Source organism: Nocardia paucivorans NBRC 100373 (assembly GCF_000308675.1).
In the GTDB taxonomy this organism is placed as follows: domain Bacteria; phylum Actinomycetota; class Actinomycetes; order Mycobacteriales; family Mycobacteriaceae; genus Nocardia; species Nocardia paucivorans.
Genome location: NZ_BAGE01000127.1, coordinates 26,833 through 49,900, shown reverse-complemented (window position 1 = coordinate 49,900; position 23,068 = coordinate 26,833). Strand labels below are relative to the sequence as shown.

The following is a 23,068-nucleotide window of genomic DNA, read 5'->3' as shown; positions in this document are numbered from 1 at the left end:
GCCCGCCGATGGCGATCCGGCACCATCTACAGTGGCACCCTGATGGTCGGCCGCAGAACCACTCCCGGCGGATAAGCCGGCCACGAGGACGGCAGCCAACGGGAACTCGAGCCGATCTCGTAAGCCTTCTATCCACTGGATGTTTCCACGGTATCGGCTTCCGCCACCGGCGATTCGAAAGCACCGGCTCGTGCGGCCGACACCGCTGCCCCGGCCGCACGCTCCGGAAAACCGGCATCGGCCGGAGCGCGCAACAGCACCAACCGGTGATACACCGGCGCCGTGGCCGCGACAAGCAGCGCGCGCGGATCGGTTCCGGCCGGAATCTCACCGCGCTCGATCGCACGCTCCGCGACGATCTCGCACTGCGTATAGCGGTCCTCCCACAGTTGTCGCAGGGCTCGCGCCGCGTCCTTCGAACGGAAGGACACCGCGATCAGCGCCAGCGCGATCGACGGTTCCTCGGTGAGCGAATCCTGTATCTCGCGGTTCAACTCCGTGAGGTCACCGTGCAGGGAACCGGTGTCGGGCGGATGCCAATCCAGATCGGTGGCGGCGGCGAACACATCCGCGATCAGGCCACCCAGATCACGCCATCAACGACGAACAACACCCCGGTTCGAACCCCGCGGAACAGCATTCAGGTCGATATTTTGGGTCCATGCCCGATTCCCTTTTCGTGCCGGGCACGTCCGGTTCCGACACCGCCAGTACCAGGTCTCGTCCTTACGTCTCTTGAGATCGACCTCCCGAAGTCCGCATCCGGCGCAGGTAGGCGGACGGGCAAATATTTCGGCATGTTGACCGTCGAGAATCTTCTTGGCGAAATGCGTTCCGTGCATCGTGACCATGATTTCGCGAGTATTGCTCTGCGACAACGGGTTCAGGCTGCCGATTATGACCATCTGCTCATCGATGACGACGATCTTCTGATGCATGACGTTGACACAGACCACCGTATCCACCACTGCAGAAAGCTCATCGATCAAATCCTGGGAACGTTGTTGCAGCTCGTCGGTCGGGTCGCGAATGAACACGACGATCCGTACACCGCGTCGGGCGGCTTCGTCGAGCACCGGCAACAATGAACGCAGCCGATTCGCCACCCACGGCGCCCACAACCAGATCGAGTTCTGCGCCTGCCGCAGCCGGTCGGCGAAAGTCTTGTAGAACTGGACCTCGTCCTGGATATCACTGACCTGCACATGTTTCGCGAGAATCTCGGCCACCCGGCTTCCGACCGGCCCCAGCGGTTTGGTGGAGGCAAGTGGTGCAACGAGCTCGGTCGCGGCGAGTGTGCGGACCCGCTTGGCAACGAGCATCGTGTGCAACGCGCCCAACGCCGTGTGTGTAGCGGCTGCCTCGACCTGCCGTCGACTACCGAGGACATATATGCGATGCCGCACCCGGGTGATCGCCACATTGAACAACCGCAGCCCGCTTCGCATGAACTCGTTCGCATCGGGAGTGCGGCTCGCCTTCGCCATCCACATTCCAGGACAATCGGCGGATTCGACGAGGTCGAAAATTACGATATCGAATTCGCGGCCTTGGAAGCGGTGCGCGGTGCCAACTTCCGCGAGCATCGTATCCCCGGACTCGATCTGCCGCATACCTTCCAGCGTCGCCTCGGCCTGGAGCGCATACGGTGTGACGACACCGACCGTGGAGTTCTCCTGTTGATGGAGTTCGGCAATCGCCCGTGACAGCAGTATCCCGGCAGGCCACCACCCCTTGGCTCGACCCGTTCGATAGATTTGGGCGAGATCGCTCAACCCATCCGTATCGACGAGCACGATTTCGGCATCACCTGCTTCGACAGTCTGTGCCCGATGTCGGATCGTAGGTCCTGCTCTCAGGATTCCGTCGTAAGCGATGGAATTGGCCAAGTGCATGACATCCAGGCCGAATCGATGTTGGACATCGAGGCAAACACATCCCGGATGCGCCTGTGCGGACCGGGGTGAATCGATTCCACAATGAGCGAATACCTCGGTGAGCAGCCACCGCTGCACGTCCGGTCGTCTACTTCCCTTCAGGACCTGCGGAACGACAGGTCCGAGCTGTAGGAAATCTCCGAGCAGAACAGCTGTGTGCTGAGCGGCCGCCACCGCGAGCAGAACTTCGGGCAACGACGCCGTGCCGACCTCGTCGACAAGAACTACATCGTAGGTTCCCGCCATAGCAGTGGGAGTCGTTCGGAATTTCGCGAGCGTGATCGCGACCAGTCGGGCTCCACGGATGATCTCTCCCTGGGCATCCCGCGCCAATGCCTCGTATTGTTCCTGCAACTGCTGGTACTGCTTACGCAGCGTCGGTTCACGGATGTGATCATCGGCACCACTTGCCCGCAGCGCCTCGGCCTCGGCGTGCAAGAGCGGAAGTTGTTTCCTTCGGGCGGAGCGTACTTCCTCCACCGCTTCCTTCGTACGCTCCAACTCGTTGTCGAGTCGGGCGATCTCGGCCTCGTACCGCTCCAGTTCGTCCCGTCGATCGCGATATTCCGCAGCCGCGGTTCGGCGCTCCTCGGTTATTCGGGCGATATCGGCACGCTCGAGGGTGATCTGCCGTCTGCGCCGAGCTATGTCCTCCTGCAGATCGTGGATCCGTCGTTGCAATACTGGTATCGCGACATCACGATCCCGGACGGTAGCAGCCCATCGGGCCTTCAGCAGATCCCGTTCCGCTCGCGCTTGCCTCTTCCTACCGGGCTCGGTGATTCGTTCCCATCGCGGACGCCGGTCGAGGTCGTCGAGTATTCGTTCCGCATCCGCGACGGCCCGAATACACAACTGCACCTCCGCTTCCCATTTGGTCGCCTCTGCTTCGATCGTCCGAAGCTCGAACATGAGCGCATCGATGGCCGACCATCGTTCACGATCCTCGGCGCAGTCGCGATAGTGCTGCTCGGTCTCCGCGACCCGGCTGGCCGCGCGAGTACATGCCGCCTCGACATCGTCTCGTTTCACGATCGCAGTGGTGCGTTGATCGGACAATGCCTCGATGGTGAGCGCCGGGTCGGCCAGCCGCCGCTCCGCCCGAGCGAACTTCACCACGTCGAAGCCCGTCAGCGCCGTGGTCAGCTCGTTCAACCGCCCGGTCCGCTTGCCGATGGTCGCGAGTTCCGCCCCGACCGAATTCCGGCGGCGATCGAGGTCATCGAGACGCTGCCGCACCATGAGCGGCAGACAGATATCGGCGTTGTCCGCGACTTCTGACAAATGCGGAGTACCCACCCGAACGACGACGCCCGGCTCGGTCGCGATCTGCGGAGCCACCTTCACCAGCACATTGTCGACAGCGATATTCGTCGCCGACACCAGCAACACCCGCTTTCCGTCTGCGATCATGTCGACAATCGCCCGGGTGAGCACCGAGGTCTTTCCGGTTCCCGGCGGCCCCCATACCATCCACAGCCCACTCCCCCGGCAGGCGCGATACGCCAAGTCCTGACTCGGAAGTAACAGGTCGGAAGGCAGGCCGGTCCCCGCGAGCTCGCCGCGGAGTTCTCCACGCGCAAGCACACCTGCCAGCCGCTCATCCGTGATGCCGGATATTCCCTTGATGAGCGAGTCGATCAGAAATGTGGCCGGTTGCTGGTACAACCACAATGTCGGATCACCCAGATCGGCGAACTCCGCTACTCGCACCCGCAGCCGTGCCCCATCATGTGACACCTCCATCACCGGGTGTCCATCATCGACTTTCTCCCGATCCGACTCGGCGAGCCGCAAACTTTCCGCCTGTAGCTGGTCGGCACTGAGCATCGACCCGCGGACATCCACCTCGAACATGCCCGGTTGCCCACCCCGCACCGCGCTGCCGATCCGCCGCCAGGTAGGTCCCTCGGCACCTCCCCCCTCCATTTCCAGCCACGAACGAAGTGCGGTCACAACTTCTTCTCGCCAGCCCATCCATCCCCCACTCGACAGCAATCGGTTGGCCGAAGCCGATACCCAACACGTGGCGATTTTAGCCATCTGCTATCAAATGCGCTGTCGCAAAGCATATTTCGACCTCAATCAGCCAACCGACCGTCCATGGGCCTCCGAACCCACCGTCGACCGATACCGGAGACGACCCCACCCAGAACCGCTCAGAGGGTGTCTCATGTGGTGAGTTGCTTGTAGCAGATGAGCGCGGCAGCAAGCGCGAATACATGCCCGTGGCGTTCGTAGCGGAGGGCCAGGCACCGGTATCCGATGAGCCAGGCGAGTGTGCGTTCGATCTTCTAGCGATGAAAACCCAGGCGGGCGGGGTCATCGATGCCGCGGCGGACGATACGCGGGATGATGGGCCGACAGCGTGGCCGGTGCCGGCGGACACGGTAGCCGTGGCCCGTGTCGGCGCGCCAGTGGTCCGGCCGAGACGGCGTGAGCCGGATTGAAGAGGATCGACGACGTCGAGTATGGAAGGGATGCCGAGCACCTGGACCACGAGCGCGTACGACGATGGCGATTTCATCCATCTGCCACAGAATATGCTGCTACAAAGAATATTTGGGTCCCGGTGAACCGAGCTCCCGCCCATACCTCAACCCACCATCGACCGGTGTGAGTTCGTCGACCGGCTCGGAGATGAGCCGATCCGGAACCGCTTGGCGTATTCCACACACGAGAACCGGAATCCGTTATCCCCTAATCGGTTTCGTCAGGCGTCCTCGATACGGAACAGTGTGCAGCGACCGGCCAGGGCAGCGAATTCGTCGGGGTCGTCGCTGGTCACGACACCGGACTTGATCATGATCGGCACACCGGCGGGAACGAGACGTGGGAATTCCCGCAACACCGGCTCGCTCTCGGCTACCGGAACCTCCACCAGCCGCACGGTCCGCTTACGTCGCCCGATCTTCAGTTCCGCGGTGGCGGCGGCCTGTACGTTCCGCACCCAATCCGCACCCGGAATACCGCCCAGCACGTATTCGACGCCCTGATATTCGAATGGGGTGATCGGTGTGGTCCGGGGCTTACCCGTTTTACGCCCCGGCACGGTGAGCAATGCCATCGGCAGCGAGACACCTATCCGACTGACGGCGACCATCGCCCGGTTCATCGGTTTCAGCCAGCCTGGGATTTTGACACCGTCGCCTGCCATCGCATGCTCCTTCGATTCGGTCGCCTCGCTCGCACCCGTGAACGAATGGTGAGCCACCCGATGCGGCTCACCATGGCAGCGTAGCGATTTCGGGCGGCGGTCGGCGCCCTGCCCGACGGTTCACACACCGGTCCTACCGCGTCGACGAGCCCGATACCATCGGACAGCCGTCGGGCTACTGTCCTTCGTGCCGATCGCGGGCGTGGTTGAGGAATGCGCGAAGTTGCAGCCAGGTCGGATCGGTCGAGGTTGCGGTCGTTACCGTCGTCAGGTCGTCCGAATCCCAGGTCCGCGTTCCATCGGTGAGAAGAAGATCCCGCTCGAGGTTGGCGTCGGCGGGTACCTCGCGAGTTGAGTCCACGAAAGCGGTGACCAGGGTCCGCAACGAGTCGCCGTTCGTGGAACCGGTCTTCTCCGGGTCGGCAGACACCGACAGGAGTAGGAGTTCACCCGCGGAGGTGGCGACGAGCAACTCTCCTGTCGCCGTGGCGGTCAGTGCGGTCACCCGGGAGTCGATCACCCCCTCGTGCTCGGCCGAGCGTTGCTCGTCCAGGTCGACTTCGATCAAGGCCCCGGTCGGCGTTCCGATCCACAGCACCCCGGGCCGGGCCCCGAACGCGATGTTGTGCGGCGACCACGAGCGCATGTATTCGAACTGCTCTTCCGAGTAGGAGTGGCCCGAGTGGGGCTGCCCCAGTGTTGTCCGCAGAACGAGTTCGAGCGAGGGGAACTCGAATACATCCAGTGAGTGCTCGTACGAATTGCCCCGGATCGCCATATAACGCCCATCCGCGCTGAAGATCGGGGTCTTGTAACCATCGACGTCCAGGATCAACGCCCGACGCAGCACCCGCATTGCTGCCGGCGGGCCCATGCGATCGGTGCGCGCGAAGAGTACGAGCGTCGCGCCTTGATTGCTGTGCAGTGTGGCCACCAGACCGCCGGCCGGATGCACCGCGATTCCGGTGTCCCACGCCGGACCGATACCGCGCGCGCCCGAGGTGAGGTCGATGACATCGGAACGCTCCCACGCGTCTTCTTCGTCATCGGAGGAGGGTGCGGCCCACAGGGTGTGTCCGTCCGGGCCGAACGCGAGGGAATGGTAATCGGCGTTGCTCGGAAGACCTTCCAGCGCGGACTGTCCCGTCGGGGTCCAACGCACCACGTCGCCTTCGCTCGCCACCAGCAGCAATGGCTCGTCGGGGTGCCAGGCGACAACGGGTTTCCGCTGCGCCCGCTCCCAACCATATGCAGCGCCGTAACCTGCCGAGTCGGCACCTACGGTTCCGAGATGCCGCAGTTCCCGGCAATCCCACATGTGAACCGCCGGCCGCTCGGAGTCCAGGCCTACCACCAGGGGAAGCCGCGGGTGGCACACCAATTGCTCGACGCCGCTGTCCATTCGGATGCGTGTTGCGGTCTCCACAATGCTCACCCGGGTAACCTTAACCGTCTTGTTTCGGCGGCCGGCCGGCTCTGCCGACCCATGGTTCCGGTTCCGCTCGAGTGCGGCCGGAAACCGGGACCGCGTGCGATCGGTTCGCCGCGGGCTCGACCATCTCGCCGAGGATGGTTGGAGTCGACGCAGGTCGATGGCCATCGGCGCCGGATCTGTGGGTCGAACCCGTTTCGACGACGGGCTCGTCACCGATCCCTATTCCGTGTGCGATCCCAGGAGCCGTTCGTTCGAGGTATCGGGTCGCTCGGCATCACCGAACGACAGTTCGGCGGTCCTCGCCTACGAGGTCCATCTGCGATGGTCACCATTCGGAAGGACCTCAGCTCCCTACTGGTGACCCAAGTACGCCACCGCCGTGGCGTGACATTATCGATATTATTTCGTAATCTAACAGTGATCTTGTTTCAGAGCGCTAATGGATTGTCATCATCATGCCTGGTCAACACCGCAAACCCACCCGAGCTCGGGCGCTCACACCCCTGGTCGGATGTGGGATCGCGGCCACCGTGGCGATCACGCTGGGGGTAATGCTTCGACCGGACACGGCTACCCAACCCGCTGCGGCGGTCGGTTCACTGTCGGCTCCCGCGGTCGAGACAACCCCGCCGACCACGACCCCACCCGCACCGACCAGAGCTCCGAAACCGGTGGCCGCGGTCGATCGACCACAACCGTCGGCCAAATACGCACAGCAACACACGCCGCCACCACCTCCCCCGATTCCGTGCTCGACCCAACTTGCCGGTGCCCGGCCACACGTGGCGCAGGTGGGCAACCTGATCGATAAGACATTCGGGATCGACGATATCGGCGGTGCCATCGGTCGCGGCGACGGTGACCACGGCGCCGGATTGGCGCTGGATTTCATGACGCCCGATCCCGCGCGCGGTGACGCGATCGCCGATTTCGTACTGGCCCACCAACAACGTTTCGGCGTGACCTATGTGATCTGGCAGCAGCGGTACAACGACGGCAGCGGGTGGTCGTATATGGAGGATCGGGGAAGTCCGACCGCCAACCACTACGACCATGTGCACGTATCATTCGATCCGACCGCCGATGTGAACGTGACCTGCTGAACGCAGTCGTTCGAGTCGTATCCACCACCACGTGGCAACGGTTCCCGGCAGCGTGGCGACCCCACTCGCCGACTTCGAGCGGTTGCCTCCCCCGGCAGCGCAACTACGCGCGCTGGATGTTTCTCGACGACAGTGCCCGGTCGCTGTTCGTCGACCGGGAGGTCCAGGCGCGCGCCGCGGTCGAAAGCCTGCGTCTCGACGTCGGCCGGGACCCGGACGACCGGGCCGGCACGCAGCTCGTCTCCGAACTGCGCGAGCAGAGTCCCGCGTTCGACCGGTGGTGGGAGCAGCACCGGGTGCATCAGCGCACTCATGAGTCCAAACGGCTACGCCATCCCCTCGTCGGCGAACCGACCGTCGAATTCGAAACTCTCGCTCTGCCCGGAGATGCCGATACGACCCTGTTCTTCTACACCGCCGAAGCGGGCTCGGCCTCGCGTCGAGCGCTCGACCTTCTGGCGAGCTGGACACTCACCGGATCCAATATGGCTGCGGTTCAAGAGAATTCGTCCGAAACAGAGCGAGAACGGCAACGGCCGTCCATGTGCCGCCACACCGAGATCGACTGTTTTCCGATGAATTCTTCCGATGAACTCGGATTCCGTTGTGCATATTGATGACAGCGGATTTGGGAAGTCCCCTGATGCGCCGAGGTAGGCCGTGCTGGTTAGGTGGGTTCATGGCTGGTGACGCAGCACGCGGTGAACTGGATCGCGTGGAACAGATCTTCGACCGTATCGCCGGCGGATACGACCGCCAGATCGGATGGTCCGAGCGGGTGCTGCTCGGCGATGCCCGCCAATGGGCGATCGATCGGGCCCGCGGAACGGTGGTGGAAATCGGGGTGGGCAGCGGGTTGAACCTGCCGCTGTACGGCTCCGGCGTCGATCGGGTGATCGGGGTGGACTTGTCCGAACGGATGCTCGATCGAGCCCGCGCCCGTTCCACGGCGGTTCCCGTGGAACTGCATCACGGTGATGTCCAGCAGCTGGATCTGCCCGACGACTCGGCGGATACCGTGGTCTCCACCTACACCTTCTGCTCGATCCCCGATCCGGGGGCGGCCGCCGCGGCGGCGTGGCGGGTGTTACGACCGGGGGGGATATTCGTCGCGGTCGAGCATGGACCGGCCCGCGCCCGGCCACTGGCGGCAATCATGCGTTTGATCGAACCATTGGCGGTGCGGTTCGCGGCGGACCACCTCACCCGCGAACCGGTCGACTACCTCACCAGGGTCGGGTTCACGCTCGAACACTTCGCGCGCACCGGTCGCGGTGGGTTGGTGTTCCGGGTGGTGGCCCGTAAACCCGAACAGCCCCAGTCCTGATCGAACTGCCGGCCATCCCACTGCTCGCGCGATCGGGGATGGCCGGCGACGTGGGTCACCCGCTCGGAGATGGCGCAGCCTCGTCATCCTCCCGATGCGGGGGTTCCGAATCGAAAGGGTGCGATGGCGAGCCGGTGGCCCATGCGCTGCGTTCTCGCAGCGGTATCGGCGGCGACGGTGCTGGTGGCGGGTGATACCACCCAGTTCCCCTTCTATCACCAGCGATTGCGTTGGACGGCGTGCGAGGCCGAGTCGTTGGCGGCGGTCGGTGCCGAATGCGCCGATGTCGTGGTGCCACTCGATTACCGTGACCCGCACGGTCGCACCATGACGGTGGCGATCTCCCGGGTCCGTGCCACCGACCCCGACCGACGGCGGGGTGTGCTGCTGTCCAATCCCGGTGGACCGGGGGCGTCGGGCCTGGACAGCGTCGGTCTGCTCGGCGATGTGCTCTCCCCCGACGTATTGGCGCAATACGACCTGATCGGGATGGCCCCCGCGGGATCGGCGCATTCGATGCGCCCGGGCCGTGCGATGATTCGCTCTGCGGGAGTATCCGCGAGCGAATTCACGCACGAGGTCGCGCTCGCACGGGATATGGCGAATACCTGTTCGAAAAACGATCCGGAGAAACTGCTTCGACTCACCACCCGCAACACCGCCCGCGATATGGACCTGGTGCGCAGCGTGCTCGGCGAGGAGACGATCAGCTATTTCGGCCTGTCCTACGGAACCTATCTGGGCGCGGTGTTCACCCAGATGTTCCCGGAACGCAGCGACCGCATCGTCCTCGACAGCGCTATCGACCCCGACCGCTATTGGACGGGTCTGGTACGGGACTGGGGCCCGGCCGACGAAGCAGCTCTGGACGAGTGGGCGAACCGGATCGCGCAACAGGATCGGCGCTATCACCTCGGTGATACGGCACAGCGGGTGCGCATGCTCGTCGAGGACCTGATCCACCGGGCCGCGCGGCGGCCGATCGTGATCGACGGTTATCGAATCGACGACCACCTACTGCCGTTCCTGCTGCACAACCTCCTCAGAAGCCATCGTCTCGACGACACCCTGGCCGCCACCGTGCGCGAACTCCTCGACGCCGCCGAAGGCAGACCCGCTTCCACGGCCCAGGCGTCCGGCCTTGCGGATACCCTCGCCGCCCTGCGTAATTCGGAGAATTCCGCATTGGCCGTCATCGCCTGCGGCGATGTGGGCGCACCCACCGACCCGGCCCGGTATCGGCGCAATATCGAACAGGCCCGCACCACCGAGCCGGTCTTCGGCGCGCCGGCCGCCAATATCCAACCGTGTGCGTTCTGGCCGCGCCCCCTGGAACCGCCCACCATTGTCCGCAACACCGTTCCCGCGCTCATCCTGCAGGCGACCGGCGATATCCGCACCCCCTATCATCACGGCCTCGCCCTCCATCGAGCGATGGCCGGTTCCCGGTTGGTCACCCTGCAGGATGTCCGCATTCATCTCACATTCCGCCCCGATCTCAGCGCATGCGTGAACGACACCATCAACGACTACCTGGGCACCGGCCGGCTCCCCTCGACCGATATCACCTGTCGAGCCGACCTCGACACAGGCCTGTAGCTCCCTGAGCCCGAAGCAATCGAACAGAGCTCGGGGCCGGCAATCCTTCCGTCGTCTCGTCCAGGCCGTGGGATGAAACGGGACACCGCCGGCCCGATGTGTGAGCTCAGCGCTCGCGTCGTCGCGCTTCCCGCAGGCAGGCCTCCAAGAACTCCTTCGGGTCGAAGCCCAGCACCAGGCCGATCGCGTCCAGCGTATTCGACGACAGTTTCCCGCCTCTTTCGACATGCATGGTCGTACCCGGCAGCAGGAACGCGGCATTGTCGAGCTCCAGGCAGGTCAGACCCGCCGCGCGTCGTTCCAGCGACAGTTGCTCCCCGACCACCGTGTTGGCCTTCGCGAACAGTTCCAGGTCGTTCGGGTCCACATATCCAGTGTGAACCCGGTAACCGACCGACGACCCCGATTTGCCCAGAATGCCGCATCTCGGTTGCGCTGTCTCCGCCCCGGCGGTCCGCCGCGGACACGACCTTGCCGGACCGGCCGCAGATGGTGATGGGACCGATCGGTCTTTACACCACGAGCGGCCATCGATGACCGCGGAAGAGGCGTTGCCGAAGCCGCCATCGAGGGCACGGTGGAGCAGGATTTTCCTGCACATGGTACGAAGGCATGGTGAACTCGGAAGCTCGTAACCTACTCCGGGGCGGCCGCTAGGACCCAGCGCGTAAAGGGACTCCGGTGGGCAATAGATGGAACGAGATCATCTTTCGGGCCGTCGAAATCCTGAGACGCAGTGCCGAGAGAGCGACCGACGATATCGCGAACCGTCGATACCGGGACGGCATCATCACCCCCGCGATGGAGGCGTCCCGCCGAGGAACCACCGCGGCCGGGCGAGGGGGAGACGAAATCTCGAAGGCGGGCGAAGAGCTGAGAACCTCGGCAGCCGCACCAACCCCCGGGCCGCCGACACAGCGAATGGAGCTGACCGTACCCAACGATGATCCCAACGGACCCATTGCCGTATGGGACTGGCTCGAGGAGCGATTACGGGGCTGGCCCGCGAAACGCATCGACGATGCCGGGCTGACCCTCGGCGACACCGTCTCCTACGCCACCGATTCCTCGGGCGGCGATGTCCGGGTGAGACTGGACGTCACCGGCACACGAGGCGATCGACAGGCACACGTATCGGTATTCGACAAGGGCACCACCCCTCCGCCGGAGGAGGTACTCGCGGACCCGTCGTTCGACAGACTCGACTATCGGCTGCATCCGGACGACCCGTCGGGCTGGAGCAGGGAGATATCGTTCCTCGTCCGGGAAACACCACAACTGCCCCCGTGGCTCGACCGGGCGCTCGAACCCGTGCGCCATGTGCGCCTGAGCGCCGACGACCCGGCAATCGCCGTGCGGTCCCGGGATTTCCCGCGACTGGAGACAGCGCTTGCCCCGTTCAGGGCGGGCAATTCTCCGATAGAGGTGGCGAAGGACAATATCGACCACAATCTGCGCCATGCCGCGCGCATCAATCACAGCCGCCTGCATGACGGTCAAACCGATCTCGAACCGGCGTATCTGCGGTTCCGGTCCGGAGATGAAACCGTGGAACTGAGTATCTACCCCTTCTGGGATCAGGACTTCAGAGATGGTACGCGGCAGCTCGATTTGACGGGCTACGGCGACAAGCCCGTACCCCTGACCGACTTCGCCGGGGCAATCGTGGAGCGCCTGGAACAGCGCCGCGCAGAGAAACTCTCCGACGCGGAATGACCTCCCGACCGACACACATTCCGACTCACCGGCCGCAGCACAAACACATGCGGACTACGAGGCGCGGGCCGGTGGGAAGAGTTGGTCGAGGTGATAGCGCAGAAGTTCGAGCGCGGTGGCGGTTGTGTGCCGACCGGCGAGAACACTGGTGCCGAGACCATTGGCCAGGGCGATCAGACGCGCGGCTTCGTGGTGGGGGTCGATACCGGGGGCCAGATCACCGTGATCGACGGCACGGGTGAGCGCATCGGCCAGCTGGTGTTCGAGGTGGTCGATTCCGGCGGCGAAAGGTTGGGCGTCCAGATCGGGGTCGGTGAGAGCAAGCATGGCGTAGGAGGTGCCGACCAGGTGGAAGACTCGGCTGGATTCGTCGGTGGGTAGGGCCTCGGTGAGGAAGGCCTCGATGAATGCGCGCGGCGGGGGCGGATCGGGCAGCCCGGCCAGGCGTTGGACCCAGCGATGGCGGGATTGGTGTTCGAGGTGTTCGAGGGCGCCGAGGAGGAGCCCGGTTTTGGTGTGGAAGTAGTACTGCACCAGCCGTAGCGAGATTCCGGCTTCGGCGGCGACCGAACGCATGGAGACGGCGTGCAGCCCGTCCCGGGCGGCGACGCGAACAAGGGCATCGGCGATCTGGGCGCGACGGGCGGTGTGGTCGACGGTCCTGGGCATCGGGCTTCCTCCTGACCTCCATTCTTGATACAAGTGTATACGGTACATCTGTATCACTATGGAGGTGGGCATGCGAGCGACCCCGGCCGAGGAATGACCACCGACTCTCCGGCAATGCGAGCCACCGCGGTGCTACTGGTGGTGTGCGCGGCGCAGTTCATGGTGGTGCTCGACATATCGGTGGTGAATGTGGCACTGCCATCGATCCGCTCGGCACTGACATTGAGCGAGACGGCATTGGGCTGGGTCGTCAATGCCTACGCCTTGGTGTTCGCGGGACTGCTGCCATTGGGCGGCCGGCCGGCGGATCTGATGGGACGGCGGCGCACGCTGATGGCCGCACTGGGAGTGTTCGTGGCGGGGAGCCTGATCGGAGGGCTGGCGGATTCGGGGGCGTGGCTCATCGGCGCCCGAGCGATACAGGGGGTGGGCGCGGCGACATTGGCGCCGGTGACATTGACGATCCTGACCACGACATTCCCGGAGGGGCCCGGTCGGACGCGAGCATCGGCGATGTGGACGGCGCTGGGGATGGCCGGCGGAACCACGGGCAACCTCCTCGGCGGCGCACTGACCGAATGGGGTTCGTGGCGGGCGACACTGCTGATCAATGTGCCGATCGGGGTGGCCGCCGCCGGAGTGGCGCTGCGGGTGATCACCGCGGACCGGTCGAGCGCGCGCCCACGACCGGATATCCCAGGGGCAGTGCTGGTCACCTGCGGACTCATCGCATTGGCCTATGGCATCGGGGAGGCCGCCGTCCACGGGTGGGCCGCGTGGACCACCGGGGTCGGAATCGCCACGGGAGCACTGCTGTTGGCGGTGTTCGTGCTGGTGGAGACGAAATGGGTCCATTCACCGTTGATTCCGACGCGGCTGTTTCGGATTCGAGCGGTGACCACCGGAAACCTGATACTACTGATGGCGGGAGCGGGCCTGAACCCGATGTGGTTCTTCCTCACCCTGGCAATGCAGACCGGCCTGGGCTACGGCCCATTGCGAACGGGGTTGGCGTTTCTACCGCATACCGTGGTCACGATCGTGGTCGGCGTCCGAGTCACCCCGTGGCTGATGCGTTTCGTCACCGGCCGGACGCTGATCACGGTGGGCGCGCTGACCGCGGCCGTCGGATTCGTGTGGCAGGCGCGACTTCAGCCCGACAGCGGGTATGTGACCGGGATTCTGGGCCCGGCGGTGGCGATCGGTCTCGGCTCCGGACTGCTGAACACCCCACTCACCGCCGCGGCCACCGCCGGCGTCCACCCCCGGGACGCGGGGGCGGCGGCGGGATTGATGAACACCACCAAACAGATCGGTGCCGCACTCGGTTTATCGGCGCTGATCACGGTAACCGCACCGGAAACGTTGGCCGGCTGTGATCGGGCGTTCACGGTGATCGCGGGGACCATGGTCGTGGTCGCATTCGCCGCGGTACTACTGCCCACCCATCGCGAAACCACCGAGTCCCCACTTCCGGACGGCGAGCCGGGCGGGCCGGATCCGCGGTGTGATTCGAAACGGACGGTGAGCGAAACACCGGATCCGACGACATAGACGGCGCAGGACACGGCCGGTCCACATCGGCGACGACCCATCCGTTCGTAACGGTTTCCGCCACTCGATCGAGTTCGGCCGTAGCACTGGACAATACATTCCCAACGTTGGAATATATAGCAAATAGCTATTTCAAGAGGTGGGACAGATGGTCAGAACACATACGGTCGTCGCCGGAGAAACGTTGTCGACCTTGGCCTTGCGCTTCTACGGCGACGCGGAGCTATCCCGACTGATCGCCACCGCCAGCGGAATCGACCGCCCCGACACCCATGGCGGCACCGCACCCGATACCGTCGACGTGGGGCGACGACTACTCGTCCCCGATTACACGAGATACGAGGCGGTTTCCGGAGACACATTGTCGGACTTGGCTTTACGCTTCTACGGCGACGCCGGACTCGCTCGCCTCATCGCCGATGCCAGTGGAATCCCCACCGCCGGGACCGCCACACCCGATACCATCGATACGGGACGCCCGCTGATCATCCCCGACCTCGTGCGATACAAGGTGCTCGCCGGAGACACATTGTCCGCATTGGCAATACGTTTCTACGGCGACACGTCGTTTTCCCCGCTGATCGCCGGCGTCAACGGCATCGCCGATCCCGACACCATCGATGCCGGGGATGTGCTGGTGATATTCGTCGGGCGCAGCGACGGGTTCGGACTGTCGATCGTGGACCGCAACGAGAACGATCCACGTATGTGGTACTACCGATTCCAGACCCAGGCAATCGGCTGGAACCCCGGGGTCAACGTCCTGCTTCCCGAGGACTACCGCACCAGTGGACGCACCTACCCCGTCCTCTACCTGCTGCACGGCGGCGGCCTCGACCAGGACTTCCGCACCTTCGACTTCTGGGGCATCCGCGATCTCACCGCCGGCAAGCCGATTATCGTCGTGATGCCCGACGGCGGGCACGCGGGCTGGTACTCCAACCCGGTCGGCTCGTTTGTCGGCCCACGCAATTGGGAGACATTCCACATCGCCCAATTGATCCCCTGGATCGATGCGAATTTCCGGACATACGCCGAGTACGACGGACGCGCTGTTGCCGGATTCTCGATGGGCGGCTTCGGTGCGCTGAAGTACACGGCCAAATACTTCGGCCACTTCGCCTCGGTCAGCAGCCATTCCGGCCCGGCCAGTCTGCGCCGCGACTTCGGCCTGGTCGTACATTGGGCGAACATATCCTCGGCGGCCGTGGAACTGGGCGGCGGCACGGTCTACGGGGCGCCGTTCTGGAATCAGGCCCGGGTCAGCGCCGACAACCCGGTCGAGCACATCGACAGCTACCGGAACAAACGGATTTTCCTGGTCGCCGGTACCAGTCCCGACCCGGTCAACTGGTTCGACAGTGTGAACGAGAACCAGGTACGCGCCGGTCAGCGGGAGTTTCGCACTCTTCTCGGCAATGCCGGAATCCCGCACGAGGCGCACGAGGTGTCCGGTGGGCACGTCTTCCGACCCGATATGTTCACCCTCGACCTGGAGGGCATTATCGCTCGGCTACGGCCTGCGGTCGTCGTATCGTCCTCGAGTACTCTGCCGGGAGCCGCGTGAGGCCGGGTGGTCCGACGGAAAACGTACTCGAATCGGACTTCACCGACAGCCCATCGAGACGATGGTGTCGTAGGAATCCCGCACCCTGCCGAATACCCTGTCGGGGTGCGACTTCCTCGCGCTCATGAACCGTCCCGACCGAAGACGGCGATTCCGAGGACGTCGAGGAAAGCATTCGCCGCCGGGGTGCCACCACCGGCATTCCAGACGATGTACTCCACCCGGGCCGGCGCGTCGGCGACCTCGACGGTGACCACACCGGTGAGTTGCGGCGCGTAGGCGGCGGGAAGCATGGCCACGCACAGATCCTGTTCGACGAGCCGGGCGATGTAGTCCGCGGTTGTCACCTCGAACGCGACATCCCGCTCGAGCCCGGCGGCCGCGAATGCCTGATCGGATTGGGCGCGCCCGGCCGTTCCCGCCGGAAGGTCCACGAATATCTCGGATGAAAGTCGGTGCAGGGTGACCGTGGATTCGCCGGCGAGCGGATGATTCGGCGCGACCACGGCGACGAGACGATCGCGAGCGAGTTCGCGGGCTGCGACCCCACGAGGGCGCGTCGTGGTCGGCAATCCGAGAAAGGCCACGTCGAGGATTCCCTGCGCAACCTGCTCCACGAGGTCCTCGCTCGCGCCCACCCGCAAACCGATGCGTACCTGCGGATACCGCCGGCGGAAATCACGCAGCGCGCCCGGTAGATCGACCGCGGTGACGGAGGGAATCAATCCCACGGCAAGCCGGCCCCGCACCTGACCCACCGCCGCGGCGACCTCCGCGGCGGCGCGCTCGGCGGCGTCCAGACACTGGCGAGCGGCCGGGAGGAACGCCTCGCCGGCCGGTGTCAGCCGAACTCGGCGGCTGGTGCGCTCGAAAAGCCGGGCGCCGAGTTCCTTTTCCAGCCGGGCGATCTGATGACTGAGGGCGGATTGGACGACCAGACACCGTTTGGCGGCCCGGGTGAAACTGTTCGTCTCGGCGACGGCGATCACGTAGCGCATCTGCTGAAGCTCCATGGATCAATCTTGTATTCAGATCGATAGATTGACAAACATGTGTTGGACTCATAGATGCGCCTCGGGTGAGACTGCGAGGCGTGACAAACTCGGTAACACAACGGATTTCCGGAACAACCGCCAGAGGCGCTCCCCACGGCAAGCTCTCCCGCACCGCCCTGACGGCGCTCGCCCCCTTCGCCTGGGGCACCACCTACCTCGTCACCACCGAACTCCTCCCACCGGGGCACCCATTGTTCGCGGGGCTGCTGCGTGCCCTGCCTGCCGGACTGATCGCCCTGGTGATCACCCGCGCATTGCCCCGCGGATCCTGGTGGGGAAAAGCCGCGGTACTCGGCATTCTGAACATCGGTCTGCTCTTCCCGATGCTGTTCGTCGCCGCCGAACGCCTACCGGGCGGTGTCGCCGCGACCCTGGCGGCCGCCCAACCACTCGTCGTCGCCGTCCTGGCCGTGGTGGTCCTCCGGGAAAACCCCTCCCTGTGGCGCCTCGGCTGGGGCGTGATCGGGGTCATCGGCATCGGCCTGGTGGTGATCGGACCGGACGCCGACCTCGATACCGTCGGGGTCCTGGCAGGCCTCGCCGGCGCGGCCTCGATGGCACTGGGCGTAACCCTCACCAAACGGTGGGGACGCCCCACCGGCGTCGGTCCCACCGCCTTTGCCGGGTGGCAACTCACCGCAGGCGGTCTCTTCCTGCTACCCGTCACCTTCTTCGTCGAAGGGGCCCCACCCACCTTCGGCGCGACCGCCGCCCTCGGCTACCTCTGGTTGGGATCGGTCGGCGGCCTGATCGCCTACGCCCTCTGGTTCCAGGGCATCGGGACCCTGCCCGTCACCTCCGTCGCGCTCCTCACCCTGCTCTCGCCACTCGTCGCCGCCGTGCTCGGCGCTCTCGCGCTCGGCCAGACCTTCGGCCCGCTCCAACTCGTGGGATTCGGGCTCTCGCTCACCGCGATCGTCGCGGGACAACTGCCCTCCCCCGGCCGGTCGCACACCTCCCCTGCAACCCCCGCACCGAAAGGAACATCTCGATGAAGATCGCCGTCGTCGGAGCCGCCGGTATGGTCGGCTCGCGTGTCGTCGCCGAAGCCACACACCGCGGCCACGACCTCATTGCGATATGTCGCACCACACGACCGACCACATTGCCGCCCGGCGTGAGCGCCGTCGAAGGCGACGCCGACGATCCCGACCGGATGAGCACACTGTTCTCGGGCACCGATGCCGTCGTGGCCGCGACCCGGCCCACCGCCGGACACGAACACCTGGTCGCCCGGACCACGACAGCATTGCTCGAAGCGGCCGCCACGGCACGAACCCGGATCCTCGTCGTCGGTGGGGCCGCACCCCTGCGGATACCGGACCATCCCGAACGGCTCGTCATCGATGACCCGAACTACGTACCCGACACGATTCGCCCTATCGCCTCCGCCAGTGTCGTCCAACTGGAAGTGTGCCGAGCACGGCCGGGCAACTGGGTCTATCTCAGCCCACCCGTGATCCTCGAACCCGGAAAGCGCACCGGAAAATACCGACGCGGCACCACCACACTCGTCACCGATGCCTCCGGCGCGTCCCGCATCTCGGCCGAAGACCTCGCCGTGGCCGTCCTCGACGAGCTCGAAAATCCCAGCGAAGAACGGCATTTCACCGTCGCGCACTGAACCGAACGACACCGGGGATATGAAGCGAATCCACCTCATCGCGATCACGCTCACCTGCCTCGGGGCACTCGCCTGCCTCGGGGCCACGGTGTCGATCCGCACGGACCGATCGGCGCCACATCGGGTGGACCTGCCCACCACGATCGATCTACCCGCCGGGTTCCAACCGGAAGGCATCGCAATCGGCCGGCCGTCGGAGGCCTACTTCGGCTCCCGCGCGGATGGCTCCCTCTACCGCGCCGACCTGACCACCGGACAGGGCACCATCCTGAGCCCCGGACCGGGCACACCGGCGCTGGGACTCACCGTCGACGACCGCGGGCGGCTGTTCGTCGCCGGCGGCGCCGCGGGCGACGCGCGCGTCGTGGACACCCGTACCGGCACGGTGGTGGCGAGCTATCGACTCGGCACACCGCCGAACACATTCGTCAACGATGTGGTGCTCACGCCCACGGGCGCGTGGTTCACCGACTCGTACACGCCCACGCTGTACCACCTGCCCATCGACCGCGATGGCAGGCTTCCTGCGGCCGACGCAGTGGGTGCGACTCCCCTTGACCGGCGATATCGTCCACGTGCCCGGCGCGATCAATGCCAATGGAATCGTGCGCACACCCGACGGTACGGGGCTGATCATCGTCCAGTCCGCCACCGGCCGACTGTTCCGGGTCGACCCCGCCACGGGCACGACCCGAAACATCGACCTCGGCGTCGAGGCGGTCCCCCACGGAGACGGGCTCCTCCTGCAGGACACCACCCTGCTCGTCGTACAGAACCGGATCGACACGATCGCCGTGATCACACTCGACCGAACGGGCAACACCGGCACGGTGACCCGGCGTATCACCGACCCGCGCTTCGACGTACCGACGACCGTCGCGGCGACCGGCGACCGGCTGTATCTGCCCAACGCCCGCTTCACCACACCACCGGAACCCACCACGCCGTACACCGTGATCGCGATCGACCGACCTCGATGAGCGATCGGATGGCCGGCAGGTGAAGCGACCACCGCCCGCGGGAGACGGTCACTTCACCCGCCCCGAGACGAGAACTAGTGTGCCGATATGGATTCGGCGTGGGTAGCGGTGATCGGGACGGGAGTCGGCGCGGTCGGAGCGCTGGGGGCGGCGACGATCGCGGGGGTGTTCGGTCGTCGGCACGCGGCGTCTCAGATCTCCGGCGACGAAGCGCAGTGGAATCGTGAACAACAGTGGAATCGTGAACAACGACGCGAGGCCTACAGCGCACTCATGGATGCCGGGGTGCGACTTCGCCACGAGTTGGCCGTGATTCGGCGTCTACTCGAGGCACCTTCCCCCGACCTCGACGATGCGCGAACACGACTACGGAGTGTGGACACCGATATCGATACCCTGGCCCGTTCGTGCGCTATGGTGTTCCTCCTCGGCCCCGAGGGGGTCCTGACACCGACCCGGCGGACCGAAGAGGCCGCACGAATCCTCCACACCCTGTTGTCGAGAGTCGTCCACGAGCTTACGTCGGGAACGCTGTCCGAGGGGCAATTCGATCTGTGCAGGCGGCTGGACACCCAGCTCCGGACGGCTCTCGACAGTTTCGCCGCCGCGGCGCGAGCCGCCCTTATGGGGGCGAAAACCACCGGCGAAACACTTCCCACCGCCCCGACCGAGCGAGCCGCCGAGGAACTGCGGTGGCTTGTGGGATACCTCGCCCGCACACTGGAGGTTCCGCAGGAGCGGATAGATATTCAAGGCCGCCTGGACACACACGGTTTCGACTCGATCTCGGTTGCCGAGATGTGGGCCGCAGCCGAACGAGAACTACACGTCGAATCCGAAGAAATCGGGCCCTCCTACCGGATGCTGCGCATGATGTCCCTCCAAGAAATCGCGTGTTACATCGCCGCATATCGCAATACGAGGTCATGACTCTCGGCGGAAATACCGCGTCCGGTTCGGCGGCCCATCGAATGGCGAAAAGACGACCGGATGAGCACATTTCGGTAAGGTCTCGTCCTCCTCGACCTCGGGTACAGGGTCAGTCGTGTTCTGTGCCGTTCACGATGGCGAGCAGTTCGTCCAGACGTTCGGGCGCCACTCCGAAATTGGCCAGCCGGTTCAGCGGAACGGACGCCATCATGCGCATGATGTCGACGCCGAACGCGGTGCCGGTCCGCTCGCCGGACATACCGGAGAACATCTCACCGAGCGCGGCAGCGGCGGCCGGATTCGCCAGGACCTCACCGAGGGTGGAGTCGGTGGTGAGCGGTATCCGAGGTTCGTCACCACGCACCGTGACCCGGACGGCGGCACGCAGATCGCGACTGGACGCGCCCACCCGGATTTCGTATTCGCCGCCCTCGACCACCCACCGATCGATGCGGGTATCCCAGTAGGCCAGGTCCGCGCGGTCGATGCGGATCGTCACCCGTTCGCTCGCACCGGGCGCCAACTCGGTGGTGGCGGCGAAACCTTTGAGTTCCCGTCGCGGTCGCACCACGGTCGAGCCCGGAACGGCGGTATAGACCTGCACGACCTCCCGGCCCGCGCGTTCACCGATGTTGGTGACGGTGATCCGTACGATCACCTCCGAGTCCGTGACAGTGGCCTCCGGCTCGGCGTACTCGAATGTGGTGTAGGACAGTCCGTGGCCGAACGGGAAGCACACCGTGAGCTCGCGGGTGTCGTACCAGCGGTACCCCACGTGCAATCCCTCGGCGTACCGGATATGCGAATGCTCTCCGGGGAAGTCGAGATAGGCCGGACAATCCGCCAACCGCATCGGCACCGTTTCCGCGAGTCGTCCCGATGGGTTCACCACACCGAACAGCACATCGGCGAGTGCCGCTCCCCCGCCCTGACCGAGCAGCGCCCCGTCGAGGACGGCGGGCGCGACGGCCGCGACCGGCGCCAACCGCAGCACACCACCGTGGGAGAGCACCACGACCGTATTCGGCTGGACCCGGGTGATATCCGTGAGCAACCGCAGCTGATCGGCGGGCAGTTCGATATCGTCGCGGTCGAAACCCTCGGATTCCTGTCCGGCGGCGAGTCCCAGGAAGACGATGGCCGTCTCCGCGGCACGAGCGGCGGCCACCGCTTCGGCTCGGAGTTCCTCGTCGGGGGTTCCATCGGTGGTGAAACCGCGGGCGAAGGTCATCGTGGCGCCGGCGACCCGGTCGCGGATCTCGGCCAGTGGGTTGTCGAGTCGGGTGGGGTTCACATGCGAGCTACCGCCACCCTGGTATCGCGGCGATTCGGCGAATTCGCCGATCACCGCCACCGACCGCTGCGCCGGCAGGGGCAGTAGCCCACCTTCGTTCTGTAGCAACACGATGCAACGGGCCGCGACCGCGCGTGCGAGCTCATGATGCGCGTCCGGGTCGACGGGCACCGCCACCGCGGCCCGACCCTGTTCGACCTTCGCCGCCAGCACGGCCATATTCGCCGCGGCCCGGTCCACACACGCCGGGTCGAGCGTGCCGGCCTCGACCGCGGCGACCACCCGCTCGTCGGTGGCGGGACCGCTGCCCGGCATCTCCAGATCCAGTCCCGCCGCCACCGCCGCCGGACGGTCGGACACCGCGCCCCAGTCGCTGACCACGGCCCCGTCGAAACCCCATTCCTCGCGTAACACCCGGGTGAGCAGCCACTCGTTCTGCGCCGCGGGCACCCCGTTGATCCGGTTGTAGGAGCACATCACCATCCACGGGCGCGCGGTGCGCACGATATGGGCGAAAGCACGCAGATAGATCTCTCGCAACGGTCGCGGATCGATATCGGAGCTGATGCGCATCCGATCGTATTCGGCGTTATTGGCAGCGAAATGTTTCAGCGACGCGCCCACACCGGTGCTCTGCAGACCCGTCACCCAGGCCGCGCCGAGCACGCCGGTGAGCAGGGGGTCCTCGGAGTAGTACTCGAAGTTCCGGCCGCCACGCGGGTCCCGTTTGATATTGACTCCGGGCCCGAGCAGCACATCCACGCCGAACGCCCGCGCCTCCCGGCCCAATGCCTCGCCGACCCGATGCACCAGCTCGGGATCCCAGCTCTGTCCGAGCGCCACCCCGGGCGGGAAACAGGTGGCGGGCAGGCTGTCGGCCAGGCCCAGGTGATCGGTCGACCCGGCTTGTCGTCGCACCCCGTGTGGGCCGTCGGTCATGGTCAGCGCCGGGATCGGCCCGATGGCCTTGGTGGTCCAGAAATCGGCGCCACTGCCGAGTGCGGCCCGCTCGGCCAGGGACAGTCCGGTGATCCCCGATGTGGTGGTCATCCTGTTCCTCTCCGGCGGCCTCGGCTCGACCGCACTCGCTGTTCGGTCCGGTCCGGTGTTGCTGCGGCGTG

19 protein-coding genes are annotated in these 23,068 nt (G+C 65.4%); 11 read left to right on the top strand and 8 right to left on the bottom strand.

Features of this window, described 5'->3' with window-relative positions:
- Positions 1–128: 128 nt before the first annotated feature.
- From ON32_RS29780 to ON32_RS25785, 4 genes are all read right to left on the bottom strand, one after another.
- On the bottom strand, positions 129–566 hold the full coding sequence (locus tag ON32_RS29780) for a TetR-like C-terminal domain-containing protein (protein ID WP_245551293.1): 438 nt from the start codon (positions 564–566) through the stop codon (positions 129–131).
- 30 nt (positions 567–596) lie between these two features.
- Positions 597–3,893, bottom strand: a complete 3,297-nt coding sequence (locus ON32_RS29775; RefSeq protein WP_217998120.1) for an AAA domain-containing protein — start codon at positions 3,891–3,893, stop codon at positions 597–599.
- A 757-nt stretch (positions 3,894–4,650) separates the two neighbouring features.
- Positions 4,651–5,094, bottom strand: a complete 444-nt coding sequence (locus tag ON32_RS25790; RefSeq protein WP_040793676.1) for a nitroreductase family deazaflavin-dependent oxidoreductase — start codon at positions 5,092–5,094, stop codon at positions 4,651–4,653.
- A 175-nt stretch (positions 5,095–5,269) separates the two neighbouring features.
- Positions 5,270–6,529, bottom strand: a complete 1,260-nt coding sequence (locus ON32_RS25785) for a YncE family protein (protein WP_245551292.1) — start codon at positions 6,527–6,529, stop codon at positions 5,270–5,272.
- Positions 6,530–6,984: 455 nt separating this feature from the next.
- Here ON32_RS25785 and ON32_RS30710 point away from each other — a divergent pair, with 455 nt between their 5' ends.
- The 4 genes from ON32_RS30710 (at position 6,985) to ON32_RS25760 (ending at position 10,558) form a co-directional block, all read left to right on the top strand.
- Complete coding sequence (locus ON32_RS30710; protein ID WP_040793626.1) at positions 6,985–7,632, top strand: VldE C-terminal domain-containing protein; 648 nt, start codon at positions 6,985–6,987, stop codon at positions 7,630–7,632.
- A 116-nt stretch (positions 7,633–7,748) separates the two neighbouring features.
- Positions 7,749–8,249 carry an MmyB family transcriptional regulator gene (locus tag ON32_RS25770; RefSeq protein WP_169331680.1) on the top strand — a complete coding sequence of 167 codons (501 nt, stop codon included), beginning with the start codon at positions 7,749–7,751 and terminating at the stop codon, positions 8,247–8,249.
- Positions 8,250–8,311: 62 nt separating this feature from the next.
- Positions 8,312–8,959 carry a class I SAM-dependent methyltransferase gene (locus ON32_RS25765; protein ID WP_040793625.1) on the top strand — a complete coding sequence of 216 codons (648 nt, stop codon included), beginning with the start codon at positions 8,312–8,314 and terminating at the stop codon, positions 8,957–8,959.
- Positions 8,960–9,082: 123 nt separating this feature from the next.
- Positions 9,083–10,558 carry an alpha/beta hydrolase gene (locus tag ON32_RS25760; RefSeq protein ID WP_040793624.1) on the top strand — a complete coding sequence of 492 codons (1,476 nt, stop codon included), beginning with the start codon at positions 9,083–9,085 and terminating at the stop codon, positions 10,556–10,558.
- 106 nt (positions 10,559–10,664) lie between these two features.
- Here ON32_RS25760 and ON32_RS25755 read toward each other — a convergent pair whose 3' ends face one another.
- A complete protein-coding gene (locus ON32_RS25755) occupies positions 10,665–10,925 on the bottom strand; it encodes a hypothetical protein (RefSeq protein ID WP_040793623.1) in 261 nt (86 codons plus the stop codon).
- Positions 10,926–11,239: 314 nt separating this feature from the next.
- Here ON32_RS25755 and ON32_RS25750 point away from each other — a divergent pair, with 314 nt between their 5' ends.
- Entirely contained in the window at positions 11,240–12,274 is a 1,035-nt protein-coding gene (locus ON32_RS25750; protein ID WP_040793622.1) for a hypothetical protein, read from the top strand.
- Between the two features lie 54 nt (positions 12,275–12,328).
- Here ON32_RS25750 and ON32_RS25745 read toward each other — a convergent pair whose 3' ends face one another.
- Positions 12,329–12,943, bottom strand: a complete 615-nt coding sequence (locus tag ON32_RS25745; protein ID WP_040793621.1) for a TetR/AcrR family transcriptional regulator — start codon at positions 12,941–12,943, stop codon at positions 12,329–12,331.
- Between the two features lie 114 nt (positions 12,944–13,057).
- Here ON32_RS25745 and ON32_RS25740 point away from each other — a divergent pair, with 114 nt between their 5' ends.
- Entirely contained in the window at positions 13,058–14,497 is a 1,440-nt protein-coding gene (locus ON32_RS25740) for an MFS transporter (RefSeq protein ID WP_169331679.1), read from the top strand.
- Between the two features lie 148 nt (positions 14,498–14,645).
- Positions 14,646–16,064, top strand: a complete 1,419-nt coding sequence (locus tag ON32_RS25735) for an alpha/beta hydrolase-fold protein (RefSeq protein ID WP_040793672.1) — start codon at positions 14,646–14,648, stop codon at positions 16,062–16,064.
- A 122-nt stretch (positions 16,065–16,186) separates the two neighbouring features.
- On the opposite strand, the gene ON32_RS25730 is transcribed toward ON32_RS25735, so the two are convergent.
- Entirely contained in the window at positions 16,187–17,077 is an 891-nt protein-coding gene (locus ON32_RS25730) for a LysR family transcriptional regulator (RefSeq protein ID WP_040793620.1), read from the bottom strand.
- An 80-nt stretch (positions 17,078–17,157) separates the two neighbouring features.
- Between ON32_RS25730 and ON32_RS25725 the strand changes: the two genes are divergently transcribed.
- From ON32_RS25725 to ON32_RS25710, 4 genes are all read left to right on the top strand, one after another.
- Complete coding sequence (locus tag ON32_RS25725) at positions 17,158–18,114, top strand: EamA family transporter (RefSeq protein WP_306307669.1); 957 nt, start codon at positions 17,158–17,160, stop codon at positions 18,112–18,114.
- Positions 18,111–18,743, top strand: coding sequence for an NAD(P)-dependent oxidoreductase (locus ON32_RS25720; RefSeq protein ID WP_040793619.1), 633 nt, complete (start codon positions 18,111–18,113; stop codon positions 18,741–18,743). The genes ON32_RS25725 and ON32_RS25720 overlap by 4 nt, the downstream gene beginning before the upstream one ends.
- A gap of 512 nt (positions 18,744–19,255) precedes the next feature.
- Positions 19,256–19,723, top strand: coding sequence for an SMP-30/gluconolactonase/LRE family protein (locus ON32_RS30395; protein ID WP_245551291.1), 468 nt, complete (start codon positions 19,256–19,258; stop codon positions 19,721–19,723).
- A gap of 87 nt (positions 19,724–19,810) precedes the next feature.
- Entirely contained in the window at positions 19,811–20,653 is an 843-nt protein-coding gene (locus ON32_RS25710; RefSeq protein ID WP_040793618.1) for an acyl carrier protein, read from the top strand.
- A gap of 109 nt (positions 20,654–20,762) precedes the next feature.
- Here ON32_RS25710 and ON32_RS25705 read toward each other — a convergent pair whose 3' ends face one another.
- Complete coding sequence (locus ON32_RS25705; protein ID WP_040793670.1) at positions 20,763–22,997, bottom strand: glycoside hydrolase family 3 C-terminal domain-containing protein; 2,235 nt, start codon at positions 22,995–22,997, stop codon at positions 20,763–20,765.
- Positions 22,998–23,068: the final 71 nt, after the last annotated feature.

Coding starts and splice junctions, on each gene's coding strand:
- ON32_RS25760 (WP_040793624.1), top strand. CDS start 9,083: ATGGCGAGCCGGTGGCCCATGCGCTGCGTTCTCGCAGCGGTATCGGCG.
- ON32_RS25790 (WP_040793676.1), bottom strand. CDS start 5,094: ATGGCAGGCGACGGTGTCAAAATCCCAGGCTGGCTGAAACCGATGAAC.
- ON32_RS25765 (WP_040793625.1), top strand. CDS start 8,312: ATGGCTGGTGACGCAGCACGCGGTGAACTGGATCGCGTGGAACAGATC.
- ON32_RS25710 (WP_040793618.1), top strand. CDS start 19,811: ATGGATTCGGCGTGGGTAGCGGTGATCGGGACGGGAGTCGGCGCGGTC.
- ON32_RS25740 (WP_169331679.1), top strand. CDS start 13,058: ATGCGAGCCACCGCGGTGCTACTGGTGGTGTGCGCGGCGCAGTTCATG.
- ON32_RS25705 (WP_040793670.1), bottom strand. CDS start 22,997: ATGACCACCACATCGGGGATCACCGGACTGTCCCTGGCCGAGCGGGCC.
- ON32_RS25745 (WP_040793621.1), bottom strand. CDS start 12,943: ATGCCCAGGACCGTCGACCACACCGCCCGTCGCGCCCAGATCGCCGAT.
- ON32_RS30710 (WP_040793626.1), top strand. CDS start 6,985: ATGCCTGGTCAACACCGCAAACCCACCCGAGCTCGGGCGCTCACACCC.
- ON32_RS25770 (WP_169331680.1), top strand. CDS start 7,749: ATGTTTCTCGACGACAGTGCCCGGTCGCTGTTCGTCGACCGGGAGGTC.
- ON32_RS25720 (WP_040793619.1), top strand. CDS start 18,111: ATGAAGATCGCCGTCGTCGGAGCCGCCGGTATGGTCGGCTCGCGTGTC.
- ON32_RS25730 (WP_040793620.1), bottom strand. CDS start 17,077: ATGGAGCTTCAGCAGATGCGCTACGTGATCGCCGTCGCCGAGACGAAC.
- ON32_RS30395 (WP_245551291.1), top strand. CDS start 19,256: ATGGCAGGCTTCCTGCGGCCGACGCAGTGGGTGCGACTCCCCTTGACC.
- ON32_RS25735 (WP_040793672.1), top strand. CDS start 14,646: ATGGTCAGAACACATACGGTCGTCGCCGGAGAAACGTTGTCGACCTTG.